Raw genomic sequence first — 19,101 nt, 5'->3', positions numbered from 1 at the left:
GTGCGAGTTCCGCCGCCCCGTGCGGGATTGACGGCTTCGTGCCCGGCTACAACCCCGCACGGAGCGGGCTGCTCGCCCCCGACCGGCGAACGATGCACGGTGCGCGGCCCCGTTCGCTGCCGACGACCCCGCACCGAGCGGCCAGGTCCGCGGTGGGCGACGAACCGCGCACCGTGCGCACCGGCAAGATGCCGAACAATCTCGCACGGTGCGTGACTGATAGCCCTCAGCGCGACATGCGGACTCCGGCCTTGCGGAGCTTCGCGCGGAGGACCCACTCGTTGCGCAGGTCCGACCAGGTGAGCCGCACCACGGTTCGCACCTCGGGGAACGCGCGGAGCCGGTCTTCCCGGATCTTCTCGTCGAACAGCGCTTCCTCCGGTGTCCGTCCCCGCAGGTACGCACTGCTCCGGTACTTCACGGCTCCGTCGAACTCGACCACGACCCCGGCATCCGGGAACCAGAAGTCCACCACGATGTCCGGCTCGCCGAGTGCTCGGAAGCGGTGCTGGAGGACCGGCGGTGGTGTCCCGAACTGGTCGAACCGCGCTCGTCCGTACGACTCCCCCGGTGAGTCCGATGCGGCATCGGCGAACCCGATCGCCCGGAGTGCCCGACGTCGTCCCTTCTGCCCGCGCCGCTCGATCGCCGATAGGACGTCCTCGCGTTCGACCTCGCGACGCAGGAGCGCATCGAGGGACACGACTGCGTCGGTGAACGGCAGTGTGAGTGCGAGGTCGGTCGCCAGCCGATCGAGTCCGCACAACAGCAGCCCGTCGAGCGTGGCGACCGGACGCTCGTTCCGTTCGGGGTCGAGGTCGGCGTGCACCACGAAGGTCGCGTTCGTGGTGCGCCGGTCGGCACCGCGTGAGGTCACGTGGATCCGGGTCGGTGGCGGGGTGAGCAGGGGCACACCGAACACGACGGCGGCGGAGACGTGTGAGATCAGGTCTCCTGGCCGGATCCGGTCGGCGAACGAGCGCAGCCGGAGGTGGTGCTGTTCGGTAGGGTGGAGTGCGGCCCATCCCGAAGACTCCGCGTAGAGTCCGCGTGCTACCCGTGTGAGCTCCCCCGCAGCGGCCCGACGTCTGATGACATCGGACTCGTCGGGGCGCTGGGCGGAGGTTCGGTACGTGAGGACTTCAGGGACCGGTGCGAGCTTGAGGTTCATCGACATACTCGTGATGCTCCGGATCCTCCGCCTTCGGAGCGGCACCGCGTGGGCGTGCTGTGGAGGAGCAGCCGCGCCGAGCACCTTGTGGAGGAATGAGCGAGCAGCCCGAGGCCTGCGAGAATGAGCGGGTGAACGCACGCATCTGGGGTTGGCTCGCAGCCGTCATCGACGTCGTCCTCATCGTTGTCTTCGCGCTCATCGGGCGCTCGTCCCACGGTGAGGCGAACACGGCGCTGGCGCTGTGGACGACCGCCTATCCGTTCCTGGCCGGTTGGGCGATCGGGTACGTGGCGAGCGGAGCCTGGGCACGACCACTGCGTTTGTGGCCGACCGGCGTCCTGGTCTGGGTGCTGACGGTCTTCGTCGGTCTGGCGATCCGTGTCGTCACCGGCCAGGGCGACGTCGACGGCAACCCGCTGCCGATCTCGTTCGTCATCGTCGCCACGATCGTGCTCGGGGTGTTCCTGCTCGGTTGGCGGGCGATCGTCCGCGGTGTGCTCCGGTTCACCTCGTCGCGGTCGCGGCAGGATGCTGCAGCGACCGACGCGTGAACGGCAGCCGCGGTTCCCAGCCGACCATCCTCGACGTCGCCGCACGTGCGGGTGTCTCGAAGTCGGCGGTGAGCCGGGTCCTCTCCGGAACAGGTCGGTTCTCCGACGAGACGCGTGAGCGAGTCGAACGCGCCGCGACCGAGCTCGGGTACGTCGCGAACGCGATGGCCCGCGGGCTGGTCAGCGGGCGCACGAACACGATCGGGATGCTCGTCCGTGACGCCTCGTCGATGGTCTACACCGCACTGCACGCCGTGATGGAGCGCCGCGCATCGGAGCTCGGCTACCGCGTCGTCACCACGACGGGCGTCGGCCGGGTCGAGGACGAGAAGTCCGCCCTCGCCGCCCTCGTGTCGATGCGCGTCGACGGCCTGGTCGTGTGCAGCGGCCTGATGCCGTCCGCCGACATCGCCGAGTTCGCGCCCCGCATCGCCACCGTCGTCGCCGGTCGGCCCGAGCTGCACCCGGCGCTCTCGAGCGTCTACTGCGACGAGGTCGACGGTGGGGCTTCCATCGCGGACGCCGTCGCCGATGCCGGCCACACCACGGCCGTGGTGTTCACGGTCCCGCTCGACGACGCCATCACGCAGCACGCGCGATCATCGGCGATGGTCGAGCGGCTCCGAGCACGTGGCGTCCGGGTGCTCGACATCGACGCGAGCTTCGTGCGGCCACCCGACGACCTCGCCGCCGACCTGGTGGACGCCGTGCAGGAGTCGGGCGTGACCGCGGTGATGTGTCCGACCGACCGGCTCATGCTCGACGTGTGCGAGGCGCTCGCCCGCCGCGGTGTCGAGGTCCCGCGCGACCTCTCCGTCACCGGGTTCGACGGCGTCTACCCGCTGGCGAGCGACTGGATCGGCTTCACGACACTCGAGCAACCGATCGAGCGCATCGGCCGCGAGGCCATCGACCTGGTCATCGGCCGCATCGACGACCCCACGCGCCCGGTCGAGCACCGGTCACTGCGCGGCACCGTGATCCCCGGCCGCACCCTGCTCCCCCGCTGACGCCGGCCCGCTGACCTCGCACGGTGCGCGTCGACTCACCCCGTGCAGGCTCCGGGCACCGCGCACGGTGCGAGGTCGCGCAAACCGCGCACGATTCGTGATGCGGTGCGAGGTTCGAGAAGCACGCACGGTGCGAGGCTCGTCAAGCGGTGCCACCGTGGTGGCTCGGTGCGGCGCTACAAGCGCGCACCGAGCGGTCAACCTCGCACGGGCCGACACAGACAGCACCGTGCGGCTTCCGCCCACGGCCACGCCCGCAGCCGCCCGCCCCCGCCTAGAACAAGCCCGAGCGCGGCCCGTCCTCCGGACCGTCGAACCCGCGGAACATGTCGGACACGAGCGCCTCGATCTGCGGCTCGACCAGGCGTTCGACGGCCTCGGCGATCCGCGGGCGGTGGTCGATGAGCGCCAGGCACACCGCGGTACCGGTCGACCGAGCGCACTCGTCGGACAGCGCGATCTCGTGCCGGAGCGCAGCCTTCGCCTCGTCGGACAACGGCTCGCGCGGCGTCTGCTCCCCCGCGCCGGTGCCGGCCAGCTCGCCGAGCGTGAACAGGAACGGCGACCCCGGCGACGGCTCGGGGTCCACGTCGAGGCCCTGGAACTCAGGCGACAACCCCTCGGCCGGCTGGTACCCCGCGTGCCGCTTCCGGGCCGCCGCGCGCTCGAGCTCACGCTGCAGCAACGGCAGGTTCTTCGCCGTGTAGTCGTCGACGGCGTCCTCGACGATGGTCGAGATCCGCCCGATCAGCGCGTGCTGGACGGCGTGCGGCACGTCGGGTCCGAACCCCGCGGCCGCGGCGATCGGGGATCCGGTGCACTTCCGGCAGATGCGCGTGCGCGGGCGGGCGGTCCCGATCTGCCAGCGCGGCAGCCAGCGCAGCCACAGGTCGACCGCGCCCCGCACGCGCCCGTCGATGCCGTCCATCCCCCAACAGTAGGCCTGGAGGCGCGGATCACCCCCGGCGCACCGCGCCGGTCGGGCAATCCGCCGGTCCTCAGGCCTGTGGTTCCGTCACGAAGTCGATCAGCTCCTCGACACGGCCGAGGAGCTCCGGCTCGAGGTCGGCGAAGGTACGCACCTGCCCGAGGATCCGCTGCCATGCCCGAGCGATGTCGGCCTGCTCGGCGTGCGGCCACCCGAGCGCCTGGCAGATGCCCGCCTTCCACTCGATCGAGCGCGGGATCGTCGGCCACGCCCGCAGCCCGACCCGCGCCGGCTTGACCGACTGCCAGACGTCGACGAACGGGTGCCCGACGACGAGCACGTGCGCGCCCCACTTGCCACGCATCACGGCGTCGGCGAAGCGGGACTCCTTCGACCCGGGCACCAGGTGGTCGACGAGCACCCCGACCCGCCGCTCCCGCGTCGGCTGGAACTCGTCGAGCACCGCGGCCAGGTTGTCGACGCCGGAGAGTTCCTCGACCACGACGCCCTCGACCCGCAGGTCGGCGCCCCAGACCTTCTCGACGAGTTCCGCGTCGTGCTTGCCCTCGACCATGATGCGGCTGGGGAGCGCCACCCGAGCACGCTGCGACTCCACGGCGAACGATCCGGACGCGGTGCGGAGGCGACCACCGTCGGACGCCTGCCGCACGGCGGGCGCGGCCCCGGGCCTCCAGTCCGCGTGCACGGCACCGACGGAACCAGCAGCACCAGCCCGGCCAGCGGCACCCCCGGCAGAACGACCGACCGGCGCCGACGGCCGCCCCAGCGTCACCAACTCACCCTCGAGCAGGAACTGCCCGGTGAAGGGGAAGGAGCGCGTGCGGCCCTTCCAGTCCTCGAGCGCGATGTTGCCCGCCTCGAGCCCCACCACGGCACCGGCCCACCCGGAGTCCGGGTCCTCGAGCACCATGTCCCGTTCGAGCGGCACCTGCCGCACCTTCTTCACCCCGCGCGAGCGCCAGTCCCCCGAGAGCACATCGCCGCCGTACCGGTCGTCGTCCACCCGCACGAGGGTACTGTCGACGACGGCCCGGACGACGTCGACCGCGCCGGTTCCCCATCATCTCGACGGAAGGCCCGCCCGTGCGCGCAGCGATCATCCACGCCCCGAACGACATCCGCGTCGAGGAGCGCGACCGTCCCGGACTCCTGTCCGGCAAGGACGTCGTCGTCAAGGTCCTCGCGGCCTGTGTCTGCGGGTCGGACCTCTGGCCCTACCGCGGCGTCACCGAGACGAAACAGCCCCGGCCGATCGGGCACGAGCTCGTCGGCGAGGTCGTCGCCGTCGGTGACGACGTCACGGGCCTGCACGAGGGCGACTTCGTCATCTCCCCCTTCACCATGAACGACGGCACGTGCCAGGCCTGCCGCAACGGCATGACCACCGGCTGCGACCACCTGTCCGGGTTCGGCAGCACGGACGCCCACGGCGACCCGGTCGGCGGCGCGCAGGCCGAGTACGTGCGGATCCCGGACGCCGACGCCACGCTCGTCGTGGTGCCCGGCCCGGTCGACCCGGCGCTGGTGCCGTCGCTGCTCACCCTGTCCGACGTCTTCTCGACCGGCCACCACGCCGCCGTGTCGGCAGCGGTCGGCCCCGGCAAGACCGTCGTCGTGGTCGGCGACGGCGCGGTCGGCCTGTCCGCCGTCCTCGCGTCGAAGCGGCTCGGTGCGGAGCGCATCATCGCGATGAGCCGGCACGCCGACCGTCAGGCGCTCGCCCGCGAGTTCGGTGCCACCGACATCGTGGCGGAGCGCGGCGACGAGGGCGTCGCGGCGGTCCGCGCGCTGCTCGGCGGCGACCTGGCGGACTGCGGGGTCGAGGCCGTCGGCACCGAGGAGAGCATGGACCAGGCGCTGCACTCGGTCAGGCCCGGCGGCAACGTCGGCTTCGTCGGGGTCCCGCACGGGGTGCCGACGATCGGCACGCGCTACCTCTTCGACACGAACATCGCGATCGCGGGCGGCATGGCCCCGGCCCGGAAGTACATCCCGGAGCTGCTGCCGGACGTGCTCTCCGGCGCGATCGACCCCGGTCGCGTCTTCGACCTGGAGCTGCCGCTCGACGAGGCCGCCGAGGCCTACCGCGCGATGGACGAGCGCCGGGCCATCAAGGTGCTGCTGCGCCCGTAGCGACGTGCGTCGTGGACGCACCGGTAGACGGACGGGAGGCCCGTGGCGGCGTCGCCACGGGCCTCCCGTCCGTCGTCTGGTCGCGTCCCGACCACCGGACGCCGCCCGGTCACGCGTCGCGGATCGCCAGCACCCGGTGCGGCGCAGCCGCCTCGGCCCGCCACCCACCGGGCAGCACGTCGCGGAGTTCGGGCACCGTGAAGCTCCGTCGGATGGACCGCAGGCCGTCGACCCGGACGAAGGTCCCCGCCGCGACGAGCGGTGACGCCAGCGCGTACGCGCGGTAGGCGGCCGACGACCGTCGGATGTCGGAGTGCAGGCTGCGTCCGCTCGCGAGCAGCTCGGAATCGGCCAGGAACCCCCGCCGTTCCTCGTCGCCCAGGTGGTGCAGCACGTGGTTCGAGACGACGACGTCGAACCGCTCGCCCGCCGCGACCAGGTCGCCGCTCGACTGCTGCCGGAACGTGACGCCGGCCGGTGAGGACCGCCGTGCGGCGGCGATGGCGCGTTCGTCGGGGTCGACACCGACGACCTCGAGGTCGAAGCCGTCACTCGCCGCCCACCGCACCAGCGACCGGGCCAGGTCGCCGCCGCCGCACCCCAGGTCGAGCACGCGGCCACGCCCCTGTGCGGGCAGCGCGGGCACGACGTGCGAGCGCCAGGCCGCGCGCCAGCCGCTGACGAGCGCGTTCACGACGGCGAAGCGCCGGAAGGTGCGGGCGAGCGCGCGCGGATCGCAGTCCGGGTCGTCCATCAGCTCGGTCAGGTCGAGCGCGCGGGTGCGCAGGTCGACGGCCGGGAGGCCCGTGGTGCCGCCGTCCGGACGGCTCACGCCGCGCCCGTGGTCGCGACGGGCACGCGCAGCGGCTCTCCGGCGAGCGACGCCTCGGTCCGCACCGCGGTGAGCCGGGCGCTCTCCACCGTCAGGCCGGGACCGAAGGCCAGCGCGACGACCGCGCTGCCGTCAGCCATGCCGGCGTCGACGGCGTCACGGAGCACGAAGAGCACGGTGGCGCTCGACATGTTGCCGTGTTCCCGCAGCACCCGCCGGCTCGACTCCATCGCGCTGTCGGGCAGGCCGAGGGACTCCTGGGTGCGGTCGAGGATGGCGCGGCCGCCCGGGTGCACCGCCCACACCGGCACGTCCGACGCCGGCCCGCCGTCGAGCAGCGGTTGCACGGCGCTCGGGACGTGCAGGCCGACGAGCTTCGGCACGGCGGTGGACAGGACCATCTCGAACCCCTCGTCCCCGATGTTCCACGCCATCTCGGACGAGCCCTCGGGCACCACGGCCGTCGTGAAGTCGTCGAAGCGCAGGCCGGCTCCGTCCCGGGCGACGACCGCGGCTGCCGCACCATCGCCGAAGACGCTGTTCGCGACGATCTGGTCGGGGTCGTTCGAGGCGCGGACGTGCAGGGTGCAGAGTTCACCGCACACCACGAGCACGACGGCGCCCGGGTCCTGGTCGACGAACGCGGCGGCGATCCGGAGCGCGGGGAACGCGGCGCAGCATCCCATGAAGCCGATGTGGTGCCGGAAGACCCCGGCGGGGAGTCCGAGCTGCTCGACGACGTCGATGTCGGGCCCAGGCTGCGTGAACCCGGTGCAGGACACGGTCACCAGGTGCGTGACGGACTCGGGCGCGATGCCGGCACGTTCGACGGCGTCACGGGCGGCGCCGACGAACAACGGCGGGGCGAGTTCGCGGTACCGGTCGTTGCGTGAACCGGTGGACGGCGAGCGAAGGGTGCCGTCGTCGTCACGGAAGGCACCACCGGCACGTGCGGAGTCGAGTTCCTCGAGGACGGTGTGCCGCTGGTCGACCGCCGACCCGTCGAACGCGGCGGGGACCAGGCGCTGGCCGAGCCGCCCGAGGTCGGGTTGGGCAGAGAAGAGGTCACGCACCCGGGGCTGGTCGAGGGTCGTCTCGGGGACGGCGGTTCCGATGGCGCGGATCGTTGCGGACACGGTTCATCCTGTCACCCGATCGCTGACGTGTCCCCAGGATGCACACGGCAACCGGGACGCACGGAGGGCACGGCACCGACCGGTACCGTGCCCTTGCGAGGTGGGACCGCCTACGACTGCTGCGCGCGCTCGAGCACGAGTTCACGCACGCGTGCGGCGTCGGCCTGGCCCTTCATGGCCTTCATGACGGCACCGATGATGGCTCCGGCCGCCTGGACCTTGCCGTCCTGGATCTTGGCCAGCACGTCGGGCTGCGCCGCGAGCGCTTCGTCGACCGCGGCGGTCAGGGCGGAGTCGTCCGAGACGACCTTGAGCCCCCGGGCCTCGACGACCTGGGCCGGCGAACCCTCGCCCGCGATGACGCCCTCGAGCACCTGGCGCGCCAGGCGGTCGGTCAGGTCACCGGACTCGACGAGCGCGATGACCTCGGCGACGTGCTTCGGCGACACCAGGTCACCGGGGGCGGCGTCCTGCGCGTTGGCGACGCGGCTGATCTCACCGGTCCACCACTTGCGGGCGGCCTGCGGTGCAGCGCCGGCGGCGACGGTGCCCTCGACCTCGTCGAGCAGCCCGCCGTTGACGACGTCCTGGAACTCCAGGTCGGCGAAGCCCCAGTCCGCCTTCAGACGACGGCGACGTGCGACCGGGGCCTCGGGCAGCGAGGCCCGGAGCTCCGCCACGACGGCCGGGTCGGGCACGACGGGCAGCAGGTCAGGCTCCGGGAAGTACCGGTAGTCGTCGGCGTCCGACTTCGGGCGACCGGCCGAGGTGCGACCGGTGTCCTCGTGCCAGTGGCGGGTCTCCTGCGTGATCGAGCCACCGGCGGCGAGGATCGCGGCCTGACGCTGGATCTCGTAGCGGATCGCACGTTCGACGGCGCGGAACGAGTTGACGTTCTTCGTCTCGGTGCGGGTGCCGAGCTTCTCCTGCCCGCGGGGACGCAGCGAGATGTTCGCGTCGCACCGCAGGTTGCCGCGCTCCATGCGCGCCTCGGAGACACCGAGCGCCCGGACGAGGTCGCGGATGACCTGCACGTACGCCGCACCGAGCTCGGGGGCGCGGTGCTCGGCACCGAAGATCGGCTTCGTGACGATCTCGACCAGCGGCACACCGGCACGGTTGTAGTCGACGAGCGAGTACTCGGCACCCTGGATGCGGCCGGTGGCACCACCGACGTGGGTCAGCTTGCCGGCGTCCTCTTCCATGTGGGCGCGCTCGATCGGGATGTTGTAGATCGTGCCGTCGGCGAGCTCGACCTCGACCTCGCCCTCGTAGGCGATGGGCTCGTCGTACTGCGAGACCTGGTAGTTCTTCGGGTTGTCCGGGTAGAAGTAGTTCTTCCGGGCGAACCGCGAGGACTCGGCGATCGAGCAGCCGAGCGCGAGCCCGAGCTGGATCGAGTACCGCACGGCCTGCGCGTTCACGACCGGCAGCGACCCGGGCAGCCCGAGGTCGACCGGGGTGACGTTCGTGTTGGGTTCGCCGCCGAAGAAGTTCGGGGCGTCCGAGAACATCTTGGTCTTCGTCGCGAGTTCGACGTGGACCTCGAAGCCGAGCACCGGCTCGTAGCGCTCGAGCGCCTCGTCGAAGTCCATCAGCGCGTCCTTCTGCGCCATCAGATCACACCTTCCTGCGCAGCGGACTGCTGACTCTGGTCGAGGTCCGGGACGGACGCGATGAGCGGTGCGCCCCACTGCTGTTCGAGCAGACGCTCGAGCGCGGCACCGTAGCGGTACAGCCGGGCGTCCTCGCGCTGGGGCGCCATGAGCTGCACGCCGACGGGCAGGCCGTCCTCGGGCGCGAGACCGTTCGGGATGCTCATGCCGGGCACGCCGGCCAGGTTCGCCGGGATCGTCGTGAGGTCGTTGAGGTACATCGCCAGCGGGTCGTCGATGCGCTCACCGATCGGGAACGCGGTCGTCGGCGCGGACGGGCTGACGAGCAGGTCGACCTGCTCGAACGCGGCCTGGAAGTCGCGCTGCACGAGCGTGCGGACCTTCTGCGCCGAGCCGTAGTAGGCGTCGTAGTACCCGGCGCTCAGGGCGTAGGTGCCGAGGATGATGCGCCGCTTGACCTCGGGCCCGAAGCCGGCTTCACGCGTGGCGGCCATGACGTCCTCGACGGTGGCACCGTTCTCGGGCGTGACGCGGAGGCCGAAGCGCACCGAGTCGAACTTGGCGAGGTTCGACGACGCCTCGGCCGGGAGGATCAGGTAGTACGCGCTGATGGCGTACGCGAACGACGGCGCATCGATCTCGACGACGACCGCGCCGGCCGACTCGAGCAGCGCGACGGTCTCCTGGAAACGCTGCGTGACACCGGCCTGGAAGCCGTCACCACCGGCGAGTTCCTTGACCACGCCGACCCGCAGGCCGCGGAGCGTGTCCGCCTGCAGCCCTTCGCGTGCGGCGGCGGCCATCGAGGGCCAGGCGTCCGGGATGGACGTGGAGTCCTTCGGGTCGTGCCCGCCGATGACGTCGTGCAGGAGCGCGGCGTCGAGGACCGTGCGGGACACCGGACCGATCTGGTCGAGGCTGGACGCCAGGGCGATGGCGCCGTAGCGGCTCACCCCGCCGTAGGTCGGCTTCACACCGACCGTGCCCGTCACCGCACCCGGCTGGCGGATGGAGCCACCCGTGTCGGACCCGAGGGCCAGCGGTGCCTCGTGCGCCGCGACCGCAGCGGCCGAGCCACCACCGGATCCGCCGGGGATCCGGTCGAGGTCCCACGGGTTGCGGGTGGGCCCGTAGGCCGAGAACTCGGTGGTCGAGCCCATCGCGAACTCGTCCATGTTGGTCTTGCCGAGCGGCACGAGGCCGGCGGCGCGGAGCTTCGCGACGGGGGTCGCGTCGTACGGCGGCACCCAGCCTTCGAGGATCTTGGACCCCGATGTTGTCGGCATGTCCTGCGTGCACAGGACGTCCTTGACGGCGATCGGCACACCCGCGAGCGGCCCGAGGTCGTCGCCGGCGGCACGGCGCGAGTCGATCGACTTCGCGGCTGCCAGGGCGTTCTGGTTGACGTGCAGGAACGCGTGCACGTCGCCGTCGACGGCGGCGATCCGGTCGAGGTGGGCCTGGGTGGCCTCGACGCTCGAGACGTCGCGGGCCACCAGGGCGTCGGCGAGCGCCGCGGCGCTCAGCTTGGTGATGTCGTCGGTCACTGTTCTTCGCCCTACTGTTCTTCGCCGAGGATGGCGGTCACGCGGAACCGTTCGCCGTCGGAGTCGGGCGCCCCGGAGAGCGCCTGCTCCTGCGTCAGCGTCGTGCCGACCACGTCGGGTCGGGTGACGTTGCCGAGCGGCACGGGGTGGCTCGTCGCCGGGACGTCGTCGGTCGCGACCTCGGCGACCTTGGCGACGCTCTCGACGATGTGCGACAGCTCCCCGGTCAGCTTCTCGATCTCGTCGGGCGTGAGTGCGATACGTGCGAGGTTCGCCAGGTGCGCGACCTGCTCGCTCGTGATGTCAGGCATGGTGCTCCGTCGATCGGTTCGTGGAATGCCCAACAGTCTATTGGCTGCGTCGAGCGTGCAGGCGCGGCTGTGGACAACGCACGCCCGGCCCGGTGCCGGGCGTCCGGACCGGCAGCGGGCCGCGCCCCACGGGCACGGCCTGCCCGACGCTGGCGCGTCGTTCAGGAACCGGCGGCGTGGACCCGAGCGGTCACTTCCCGTCCTTGCCGCCGCCAGCCGGCGCGGCCGGCGCTCCCGGAGCCGCCGGAGCAGCGGGAGCAGCGGGAGCAGCCGGAGCGGGAGACGCGGCAGCACCCCCGTCGGGCGCGGACGTCGGCGCCGGTGTCGCCTGGTCGTCCTGCGCGTTCCCCTGCCCGGACGAGGAGCCCGACGACGAGGAAGACGACGACGAAGACGACTTGCTCGCCTGCCCGATCATCGCCTGGCTCGGTGCCGGCAGCGCTCCCCCGCCGACGGTCTGGTCCAGGTACGCCATCATCGACTTCCCGACCCCGAACTTCGCGCTGTACCCGGTCGTGCCCTGCAGGAACGGCCAGTGTGCCAGGCTCACGCCGCCCTGGACGTTGCCGATCCAGGTGGCGTTCGTGTACTTCGTCGACGACGCCACCAGCCAGTTCTGCACGTCACCGTCGGTGGTGCCGGTCTTCGCGAACTTCGGCACGCTGTCCCCGGGGTTCGCGGTCGCGGCGGTCCCCGATCCGGACAGCACACCCTGCAGCGCGTAGTCGACGGTGCCCGCGACGTCGGCGGAGACGCCCTGCGTGCAGGACGACGGCGTCGGGGTGATCTTCGTGCCGTCGGCCTCGGTGACCGAGTCGATCGCGGTGGGCGTGCAGACGACGCCGTCGTTGGCGAAGCCCGCGTAGGCCTCGGCCAGGTCGATCGGCGACAGCTCGTTCACGCCGAGGATCGACGACGGCGTCTGGCCGAGGGCGGCCCCGTCGGCCCGGTGGATCCCCATCGCCTGCGCGAGCTGGGCGATCTTGCACAGGTCGAGCTGCTTGCCCATCGCGCCGAAGGCCGTGTTGATCGACTCGACGGTCGCGGCCTGCACGGTCATCGACGCCGGCACCGTCTCGGCGTTCGCGACGGGCCAGACCCCGCCGCTGACGTTCTGGCACGAGTTCGTGAACTCGGAGTTCTGGAACGTGTGCTCCGTCGTGGAGACGGATTCGGACAGGGTGTGGCCGCTGGCGAGCCACTCGGCCAGGGTGAACACCTTGTAGGTCGAGCCGGTCTGGAACCCGCCGGAGTTGCCGTACCCGGAGTCGGCGCTGTAGTTGACCGCGGTGGCACCGGCGCCGGCGTTGTCGCCCTGCGTGTACGTGGTGTTCTGCACCATCGACATGATCCGCCCGGTCCCCGGCTCGACGGTGACGTTCGAGCCACCGACGTCGACGCCGGCCATGGTCGCCGGCACGTAGGTCGACAGGGCGTTCTGCGCCTGGCCCTGCAGGTCGAGGTCGAGCGAGGTGTGGATCTGCAGGCCCTTGGTGTCGAGCGTGGCGATGCGTGCCGCTGCGGTCTTGCCGAACGCCGGGTCCTGCAGCACCTGATCGCGGACGTAGTCGCAGAAGTACCCGGCGTCGTAGCTCGTCGCGGCCGCCGAGCACCCGTTGGCGGTCTCCGTGATCTTCGGCGTCACGGGCGTCGCGATCGCCTTCGTCATCTCGGCCTTCGTGATGGAGCCGTGCACCTGCATCCGGCGGAGCACGTAGTCGCGGCGCTCCTTCGTCAGCGCGTACCCGTTCGCCTTGCCGTTCTCTTTGTCGCCCGGGACGTCGATGCGCAGGTTCGACGGGTTGTTCAGGATCGCGACGAGCGTGGCGGACTGCACGAGCGACAGGTCCTTGGCGTGCACGCCGAAGTAGTACTCGGCCCCCGCCTCGGCACCGTAGACCCGGCCGCCGAGCCCGACGAGGTTCAGGTACCCGGTCAGGATCTCGTCCTTCGAGTACTTCTTGTTGACGGCGATGGCGTACCGCATCTCCTGCAGCTTGCGCTGCGGGGTGACGCCGGCGACGTCCAGGTAGCACGCGTCGATCTTCTTCTTGGTCGCGGCCTGGTCCTTGCCGGTGAGCTGTTCGCACTGCTGCACCAGGACGTTCTTGACGTACTGCTGCGTGATGCTCGAGCCGCCCTGCACGTCCCCGCCGACGACGGTCGCGGCGACACCGCGCAGGGTGCCGAGGACGTCGATGCCGCCCTCGTCGTAGTAGCGCGGGTCCTCGGTGTCGATCGCGGCTTCCTTGAGCGTGTCCGCCATCTGGTCGGCCGTCACGTTCGTGCGGTTCTCGGCGTAGAACGAGGCGATCTTGACCTGTTTCCCGCCCTGCTCCGCGTACACGGACGACACCTGCTGCGGGGTCTGCACGTCGAGGTAGGTCGGCAGGTCCTCGAAGAACGACACCGCCCCCGACGTCCCCTCTCCCGCGACGGCGACCGCCGGGGTCACCGCGACGGCGACGAGCATGCCGGCGAGCACGGACATCACCACGAACATCAGGAGAGCACCAGGCCATCGCACCACACGCATGACGGAACCGTAGGCAGCAGGGCTGTACTGGTTCTGCCCTGGAACGAGTGCAGGCTGCGGTCGCGTTCAGGTTGCCACCCAGGCGGCCTTCGAGGCGGCGTCGCGATCCGCACGTGCGCACCGATCCGGCCGGGAGGCCCGCGGCGGCCCCGGCACGTCGGCCGGCGGTCACGATCGGGTCACGCTCACCGCGTCGTCAGGATCCGCAGGGCACCGCCCGTCGGACGCGGTCCGTCAGTCACGGGGCTGCAGGTCCTGCGGGCGCACGAGGTACATGTCCGGCGAGGCACCGACGATGCCGTCACCACCCGACCTGCCGCGCCGGATCTGCTCGCGCACCAGGTCGCCGCGCCCGATCCCGATCAGGGCGACGTCGTGCAGCGACGCCGTTCCGGGCTTCAGGTAGTCGTTGTGCCCGACCGGTCGGCGGAACACGTCCCCGGCGGACAGAGCGTCGGCGCCGCCGGCCAGGTCGAGCACGGTGGACCCGAACGAGGCTCCGCCGGGGTCGGTGCCGAAGTACCCGGAGCCCGCGATGGGGTCGCTGTGCGCGCCGCCGACGAAGACCTGCCCGGTGGCGACGGCGAGGTCGGACGCGGAGCGGACGTCGCTGCCCGGTGACCCGAGGACCGTCAGGGTGTCCGCGGTCATCCGGCCCGATGCCAGGGCCATCATCGCCGCCGTCGACCCGTACGAGTGCGCGACGATGTTGACCCGCGGTCGGTCGTCCGCGCGGAGCGCACGCAGTCCGGCGACGGTCCGTTCGAGCCGCTGGGCCCCGGTCCGCGCGAGTTCGAGCGACATGATGTTGGACAGGTCCGGCGTGCGGTACCCCATCCAAGCGACCACGGCGACACCCGACCCGTTGCCGGTCGCGGCGAGCGGGGCGAGGGTGGCCTGCTCGCTGGACAGGTCGTTCGCCGTGTTCGTGAAGTCGGTCATCTGTCCGGTCACCGTGAAGAACATGCCCGGCACCACGACGGTGACGTCGGCCGCCGTGTCGAGGTCACCGATGCTGATCGCCGCACGCCCGGAGCCCCGGGTGTCCAGCGTCACGAGGAAGCGCCGCGGGTCACCCGGTTCGTGCACCAGCGAGTCCCGCACCTGCCCGAGCATCGCGGCCCGGGCGGCACCGACGTGGGCGTCGGCGAGACCGGAGTGCAGCGTCGCACGGTTCGCCTGGTCACGGACGACGTAGGGCACGCCCTCGAGGTTGCCGACCAGAGCCGGTGCGTGCACGAGGAGGCGGTCCTGCTCGTCGGCGGGCAGGTGCGACCACCACTGCGCGACGGTCTGGGCGGGCGGGGGGTCGTCCTGCACGGCTGCCACGACGCGGCGGTCAGTGGCCGCACGGCGCAGGGCTGCGGGCCCGAGTGCACCGAGGTCCTCGACGAACGCCCGCCCGTGGGCGACGGCGAGGTCGTCGACCCCGACCCGTCGCAGCGACGCCGACGTGGCGACGACGGTGAGGTCGTCGAGCGGCACGATGCGTGACGGGACCGTTGCGACGGCGGTGGCCCTGGCGACCGGGACCGGGGGCACGCCCGGGGCCTCGATCACTCCGAGCGAGTGCATCGAGGCGGTGAGCAGAGCCGCGGCGATGAGCAACAATCGGATCTCCCCCGGGAAGGCCGTCCCGACGTCCCCCTGCAGACGACGGGTGATGCTCCGCCGAGTCTACGGAGATGTCCGCGGATCATCCATGCGTGATGCAACTTGTCCCCCGGACTGGGCGCCGTCGGCTCCGCGCCGCGCGCAGCGGATGGGATCCCGTGTGCTCGCGCCCCGCTCAGTCCTCGGTCGCGGGCGCCTCCGGCTCGGCGAGCGCCGCAGGCCCTTCGGTGACGAGCAGGTGGAACTGCTCGGCGTCGATGATCCGGACCCCGAGCTGTTCGGCCTTCGTGAGCTTCGAACCGGCTCCCGGTCCGGCGGCCACGAAGTCGGTCTTCTTGCTCACGCTCGAGGCCGCCTTGCCGCCGGCGGTCATGATGGCCTCGAGCGCACCTTCGCGCGTGTAGCCCTCGAGTGAACCGGTCGCGACGACGGTGACGCCGCTCAGCACGCCGCCCTCGACCTCGGCGCTGCCGGGGCCGGGGTGGCCCGGGGTGGTGAACTGCACGCCGGCCGCGGTCCACCGGTCGATGATCTCGCGGTGCCAGTCGACCTCGAACCAGGCGAGCAGGGCGTCGGCGATGATGCCGCCCACCCCGTCGACGGCGGCGAGGTCCTCGCGCGAGGCCGACCGGATGGCGTCGAGGGAGCCGAAGTGGTTCGCCAGGGCACGGGCGGCGACGGGTCCGACGTGGCGGATGCTCAGGCCGACCAGGATCCGCCACAGCGGCTTCGTCTTCGCGGCGTCGATGTTCGCGAGCATCTCGAACGCGTTCTTCGACGGGTAGCGGCTCGGCTCACCGGTGTAGTCGGCACCGCGTGCTCCGGGGTCGAACGGCGGGTCGGTCTTCTTGCGCGCCCGGCTGAACGGCGTGACGCGCTTGGGTGTGCCGTCGTCGTCGACCTTCTCCATGCCGGTCTCGGCGTCGCGGACGATGACCTCGATCGGGACGATGTCCTGCATCGTCAGGTCGAACAGTCCGGCCTCGGTCACGAGCGGCGGGGTCTCCGGGCGGAGCGGCTGCGTCAGAGCCGCGGCCGCGACCTCGCCGAGCCCCTCGATGTCGAGCGACCCGCGCGAGGCGATGTGCTCGACCCGGCCGCGCACCTGCGCCGGGCAGCTCTTCGCGTTCGGGCAGCGCAGGTCGATGTCGCCTTCCTTCGCCGGGGCGAGCTCCGTGCCGCACTCGGGGCAGTGGGTCGGCATCACGAACTCGCGCTCGGAGCCGTCGCGGAGCTCGACCACCGGGCCCAGGACCTCAGGGATGACGTCGCCGGCCTTCCGCAGCACGACGGTGTCCCCGATCAGCACGCCCTTCGCCTTGACGACCTGCTGGTTGTGCAGTGTGGCCTGGCGGACGACGGACCCCGCGACCTCGGCCGGGGCCATCACGGCGAACGGGGTGGCACGGCCGGTCCGACCGACGCTGACCACGATGTCGGTGAGCGTCGTGTGGACTTCTTCCGGCGGGTACTTGTACGCGATCGCCCACCGCGGCGCACGCGAGGTCCACCCGAGTTCTTCGTGCAGGGCGAGGTCGTCGACCTTGACGACGACGCCGTCGATCTGGTGCTCGACCGACGATCGGCGTTCCCCCGTGGTGCGGACGAAGCCGTTGACCTCGTCGATGGTGTCGAACACCCGGTAGTGGCTGCTCGTCGGCAGTCCCCAGGTCTGCAGGAGCTCGTACACCTCGGACTGGCTGCGGACGTCGGTGCCCTGCTCGAGTTCACGGACGGGCCACGCGCCGATGCCGTGCACGAGCATCCGCAGACGCCGCAACCGGTCGACCATCAGTGCCCGCTTCGCCTCGGACTTGCCTTCTTCCTTCTGGCGGAGCGACCCGGCGGCGGCGTTGCGCGGGTTGGCGAACACCCGCTCCCCCGCTTCGCGCTGGTTGGCGTTCAGCTCGTCGAACTCGGCGACCGGGAAGAAGATCTCGCCCCGGACCTCGACCAGGGGCGGGTGACCGGTGCCGGACAGGCGGTCCGGGATCGTGCCCATCGTGCGGACGTTGCCGGTGACGTCCTCGCCGACCACGCCGTCGCCGCGGGTGGCCGCCGAGACGAGCCGACCGTGCTCGTACCGCAGGTTGATCGCCAGACCGTCGATCTTCAGCTCGGTCAGGAACCGCACCCGCTCGGCGCCGGCGTCCCGCTGCACCTTGACGCCCCACTCGGTCAGTTCGTCGGGGCTGAACACGTTGTCGAGCGAGAGCATGCGTTCGGCGTGCTCGACGGGGGCGAACTGCGTCGTCTGTGCCTGCCCGCCCACGGTCTGCGTCGGGCTGTCGGGCGTCACGAGTTCCGGGAACCGCCGCTCGATCGCGTCGAGGCGGTGCACCAGCGCGTCGTAGTCGGCGTCGGACAGGGGCGAGGCGTTGCCCTCGTAGTAGTCGTGCCGCAGCTCGTTGACGCGGGCGCGCAACCGGTCGACTTCTCGCGCGGCCTGGGCGGCGTCGAGCCCGTCGGGGTCGATGGTCTCGAACGTCGCGTCGGTCTCGCTCATGGCATCAGTTCTACCGTGCACCACCGACGCGGCGTGCAGCGGGCGTGTGCCCCGGGAGCGGCGGGGTCAGGCGTCGACGGGGACGGCGCTGACCGTGGTGTCGATCGTGCACTGGCCGAGCACCCGCGTGCCGACGTAGACCACGGCCGTCTGTCCGGGAGCGACCCCGTGCAGCGGCTCGTCGACGTCGATCACGAGCACGTCGTCCTGCACCCGGGCGGTCGCCGGCACCGGGTCGGCGTGCGCGCGGATCTGCACGTCGCAGGCGAACGGCGTGGCCGGGTCAGCCGGCGCCGTGCCCGCCCAGGTGAAGCGCGAGCCCGACATCGAGGTGACGGCGAGGGCTTCCTTCGGGCCGACGACGACGGTGTTGTCCTTCGGGCGGATCTCGAGCACGAACCGCGGCTTGCCGTCCGGCGCCGGACGACCGAGGGCCAGGCCGCGACGCTGTCCGACGGTGTAGCCGGTCGCGCCCTCGTGCGAGCCGACGACCGTGCCGTCCCGCTCGACGACCTCGCCGGGAGCCGTGCCGACGCGGTCCGCCAGCCAGCCGCGGGTGTCGCCGTCCGGGATGAAGCAGATGTCGTACGAGTCCGGCTTCTGGGCGACCGTCAGCCCGCGCTCGGCGGCCTCGGCCCGGACCTCGTCCTTCGACGGGGTCGCGCCGAGCGGGAACATGGCGTGCTGCAGCTGCTCGGCGGTCAGGACCCCGAGCACGTACGACTGGTCCTTCGCCCAGGCGGCCGACCGGTGCAGCTCGCGGGAGCCGTCCGGGCCGGTGACGATCGAGGCGTAGTGCCCGGTCGCGACGGCGTCGAAGCCCAGGGCCAGGGCCTTCTCGAGCAGCGCCGCGAACTTGATCCGCTCGTTGCAGCGCATGCAGGGGTTCGGGGTGCGGCCGGCCTGGTACTCGGCCACGAAGTCGTCGACGACGTCTTCCTTGAACCGGGCCGAGAAGTCCCACACGTAGTACGGGATCCCGAGGGCCGACGCGGCGCGCTGGGCGTCCATCGAGTCCTCGATGGTGCAGCACCCGCGGCTGCCGGTGCGCAGGGTGCCGGGCATCCGGCTCAGGGCCAGGTGCACGCCCACCACGTCGTGGCCGGCGTCGACCGCCCGGGCTGCGGCCACCGCCGAGTCGACACCACCGCTCATCGCCGCAAGAACACGCATGCCCCCAGGGTAA

General features: G+C 71.7%; 15 protein-coding genes. 3 read left to right on the top strand and 12 right to left on the bottom strand.

The annotated features are described in order from the left end of the window. Positions 1-226 precede the first annotated feature (226 nt). Positions 227-877: a hypothetical protein gene (locus BOSE127_RS13630; RefSeq protein WP_159557623.1), complete on the bottom strand. Its 651-nt coding sequence runs from the start codon at positions 875-877 to the stop codon at positions 227-229. Positions 878-1,302: 425 nt separating this feature from the next. Here BOSE127_RS13630 and BOSE127_RS13625 point away from each other — a divergent pair, with 425 nt between their 5' ends. Further along, positions 1,303-1,725, top strand: coding sequence for a DUF3054 domain-containing protein (locus BOSE127_RS13625; RefSeq protein WP_236559554.1), 423 nt, complete (start codon positions 1,303-1,305; stop codon positions 1,723-1,725). After that, positions 1,722-2,735, top strand: a complete 1,014-nt coding sequence (locus BOSE127_RS13620) for a LacI family DNA-binding transcriptional regulator (RefSeq protein ID WP_017886997.1) — start codon at positions 1,722-1,724, stop codon at positions 2,733-2,735. The genes BOSE127_RS13625 and BOSE127_RS13620 overlap by 4 nt, the downstream gene beginning before the upstream one ends. 274 nt (positions 2,736-3,009) lie before the next feature. Here the strand turns inward: BOSE127_RS13620 and BOSE127_RS13615 are convergent, their stop codons facing one another. Together BOSE127_RS13615 and BOSE127_RS13610 are read right to left on the bottom strand one after the other, a co-directional pair. After that, positions 3,010-3,663: a hypothetical protein gene (locus BOSE127_RS13615; RefSeq protein ID WP_017886998.1), complete on the bottom strand. Its 654-nt coding sequence runs from the start codon at positions 3,661-3,663 to the stop codon at positions 3,010-3,012. 70 nt (positions 3,664-3,733) lie between these two features. Then, positions 3,734-4,687: a DUF3097 domain-containing protein gene (locus BOSE127_RS13610; RefSeq protein ID WP_017886999.1), complete on the bottom strand. Its 954-nt coding sequence runs from the start codon at positions 4,685-4,687 to the stop codon at positions 3,734-3,736. An 80-nt stretch (positions 4,688-4,767) separates the two neighbouring features. Between BOSE127_RS13610 and BOSE127_RS13605 the strand changes: the two genes are divergently transcribed. After that, positions 4,768-5,817, top strand: a complete 1,050-nt coding sequence (locus BOSE127_RS13605) for a zinc-dependent alcohol dehydrogenase family protein (protein WP_017887000.1) — start codon at positions 4,768-4,770, stop codon at positions 5,815-5,817. Positions 5,818-5,926: 109 nt separating this feature from the next. Here BOSE127_RS13605 and BOSE127_RS13600 read toward each other — a convergent pair whose 3' ends face one another. The 9 genes from BOSE127_RS13600 to mnmA form a co-directional block, all read right to left on the bottom strand. Beyond that, complete coding sequence (locus BOSE127_RS13600; protein ID WP_159557619.1) at positions 5,927-6,649, bottom strand: methyltransferase domain-containing protein; 723 nt, start codon at positions 6,647-6,649, stop codon at positions 5,927-5,929. Further along, a complete protein-coding gene (locus BOSE127_RS13595; protein WP_159557617.1) occupies positions 6,646-7,785 on the bottom strand; it encodes a type III polyketide synthase in 1,140 nt (379 codons plus the stop codon). The genes BOSE127_RS13600 and BOSE127_RS13595 overlap by 4 nt, the downstream gene beginning before the upstream one ends. Positions 7,786-7,895: 110 nt before the next feature. Continuing rightward, the gene (gene gatB / locus BOSE127_RS13590; RefSeq protein WP_017887003.1) at positions 7,896-9,401 is read right to left on the bottom strand and encodes an Asp-tRNA(Asn)/Glu-tRNA(Gln) amidotransferase subunit GatB; all 1,506 of its coding nucleotides are present in this window, start codon (positions 9,399-9,401) and stop codon (positions 7,896-7,898) included. Next, positions 9,401-10,948 carry an Asp-tRNA(Asn)/Glu-tRNA(Gln) amidotransferase subunit GatA gene (gatA, locus tag BOSE127_RS13585; RefSeq protein WP_017887004.1) on the bottom strand — a complete coding sequence of 516 codons (1,548 nt, stop codon included), beginning with the start codon at positions 10,946-10,948 and terminating at the stop codon, positions 9,401-9,403. The genes gatB and gatA overlap by 1 nt, the downstream gene beginning before the upstream one ends. Positions 10,949-10,959: 11 nt before the next feature. Next, positions 10,960-11,259 (bottom strand): Asp-tRNA(Asn)/Glu-tRNA(Gln) amidotransferase subunit GatC, encoded by a 300-nt coding sequence (gene gatC / locus BOSE127_RS13580; protein WP_017887005.1) that lies wholly within the window; start codon positions 11,257-11,259, stop codon positions 10,960-10,962. A gap of 190 nt (positions 11,260-11,449) precedes the next feature. Further along, positions 11,450-13,795: a transglycosylase domain-containing protein gene (locus BOSE127_RS13575; RefSeq protein ID WP_159557615.1), complete on the bottom strand. Its 2,346-nt coding sequence runs from the start codon at positions 13,793-13,795 to the stop codon at positions 11,450-11,452. Positions 13,796-14,029: 234 nt separating this feature from the next. Continuing rightward, a complete protein-coding gene (locus BOSE127_RS13570; RefSeq protein ID WP_140448460.1) occupies positions 14,030-15,406 on the bottom strand; it encodes an alpha/beta hydrolase in 1,377 nt (458 codons plus the stop codon). Positions 15,407-15,584: 178 nt separating this feature from the next. Continuing rightward, entirely contained in the window at positions 15,585-17,915 is a 2,331-nt protein-coding gene (ligA, locus tag BOSE127_RS13565) for an NAD-dependent DNA ligase LigA (protein ID WP_159557613.1), read from the bottom strand. 66 nt (positions 17,916-17,981) lie between these two features. Then, a complete protein-coding gene (mnmA, locus tag BOSE127_RS13560; protein WP_031259645.1) occupies positions 17,982-19,088 on the bottom strand; it encodes a tRNA 2-thiouridine(34) synthase MnmA in 1,107 nt (368 codons plus the stop codon). Between the last annotated feature and the right edge of the window lie 13 nt (positions 19,089-19,101).

The sequence above is a fragment of the Curtobacterium sp. 8I-2 genome, from assembly GCF_902506155.1.
Lineage (GTDB): Bacteria > Actinomycetota > Actinomycetes > Actinomycetales > Microbacteriaceae > Curtobacterium > Curtobacterium poinsettiae.
This window is presented reverse-complemented; position numbering and strand designations above follow the sequence as displayed.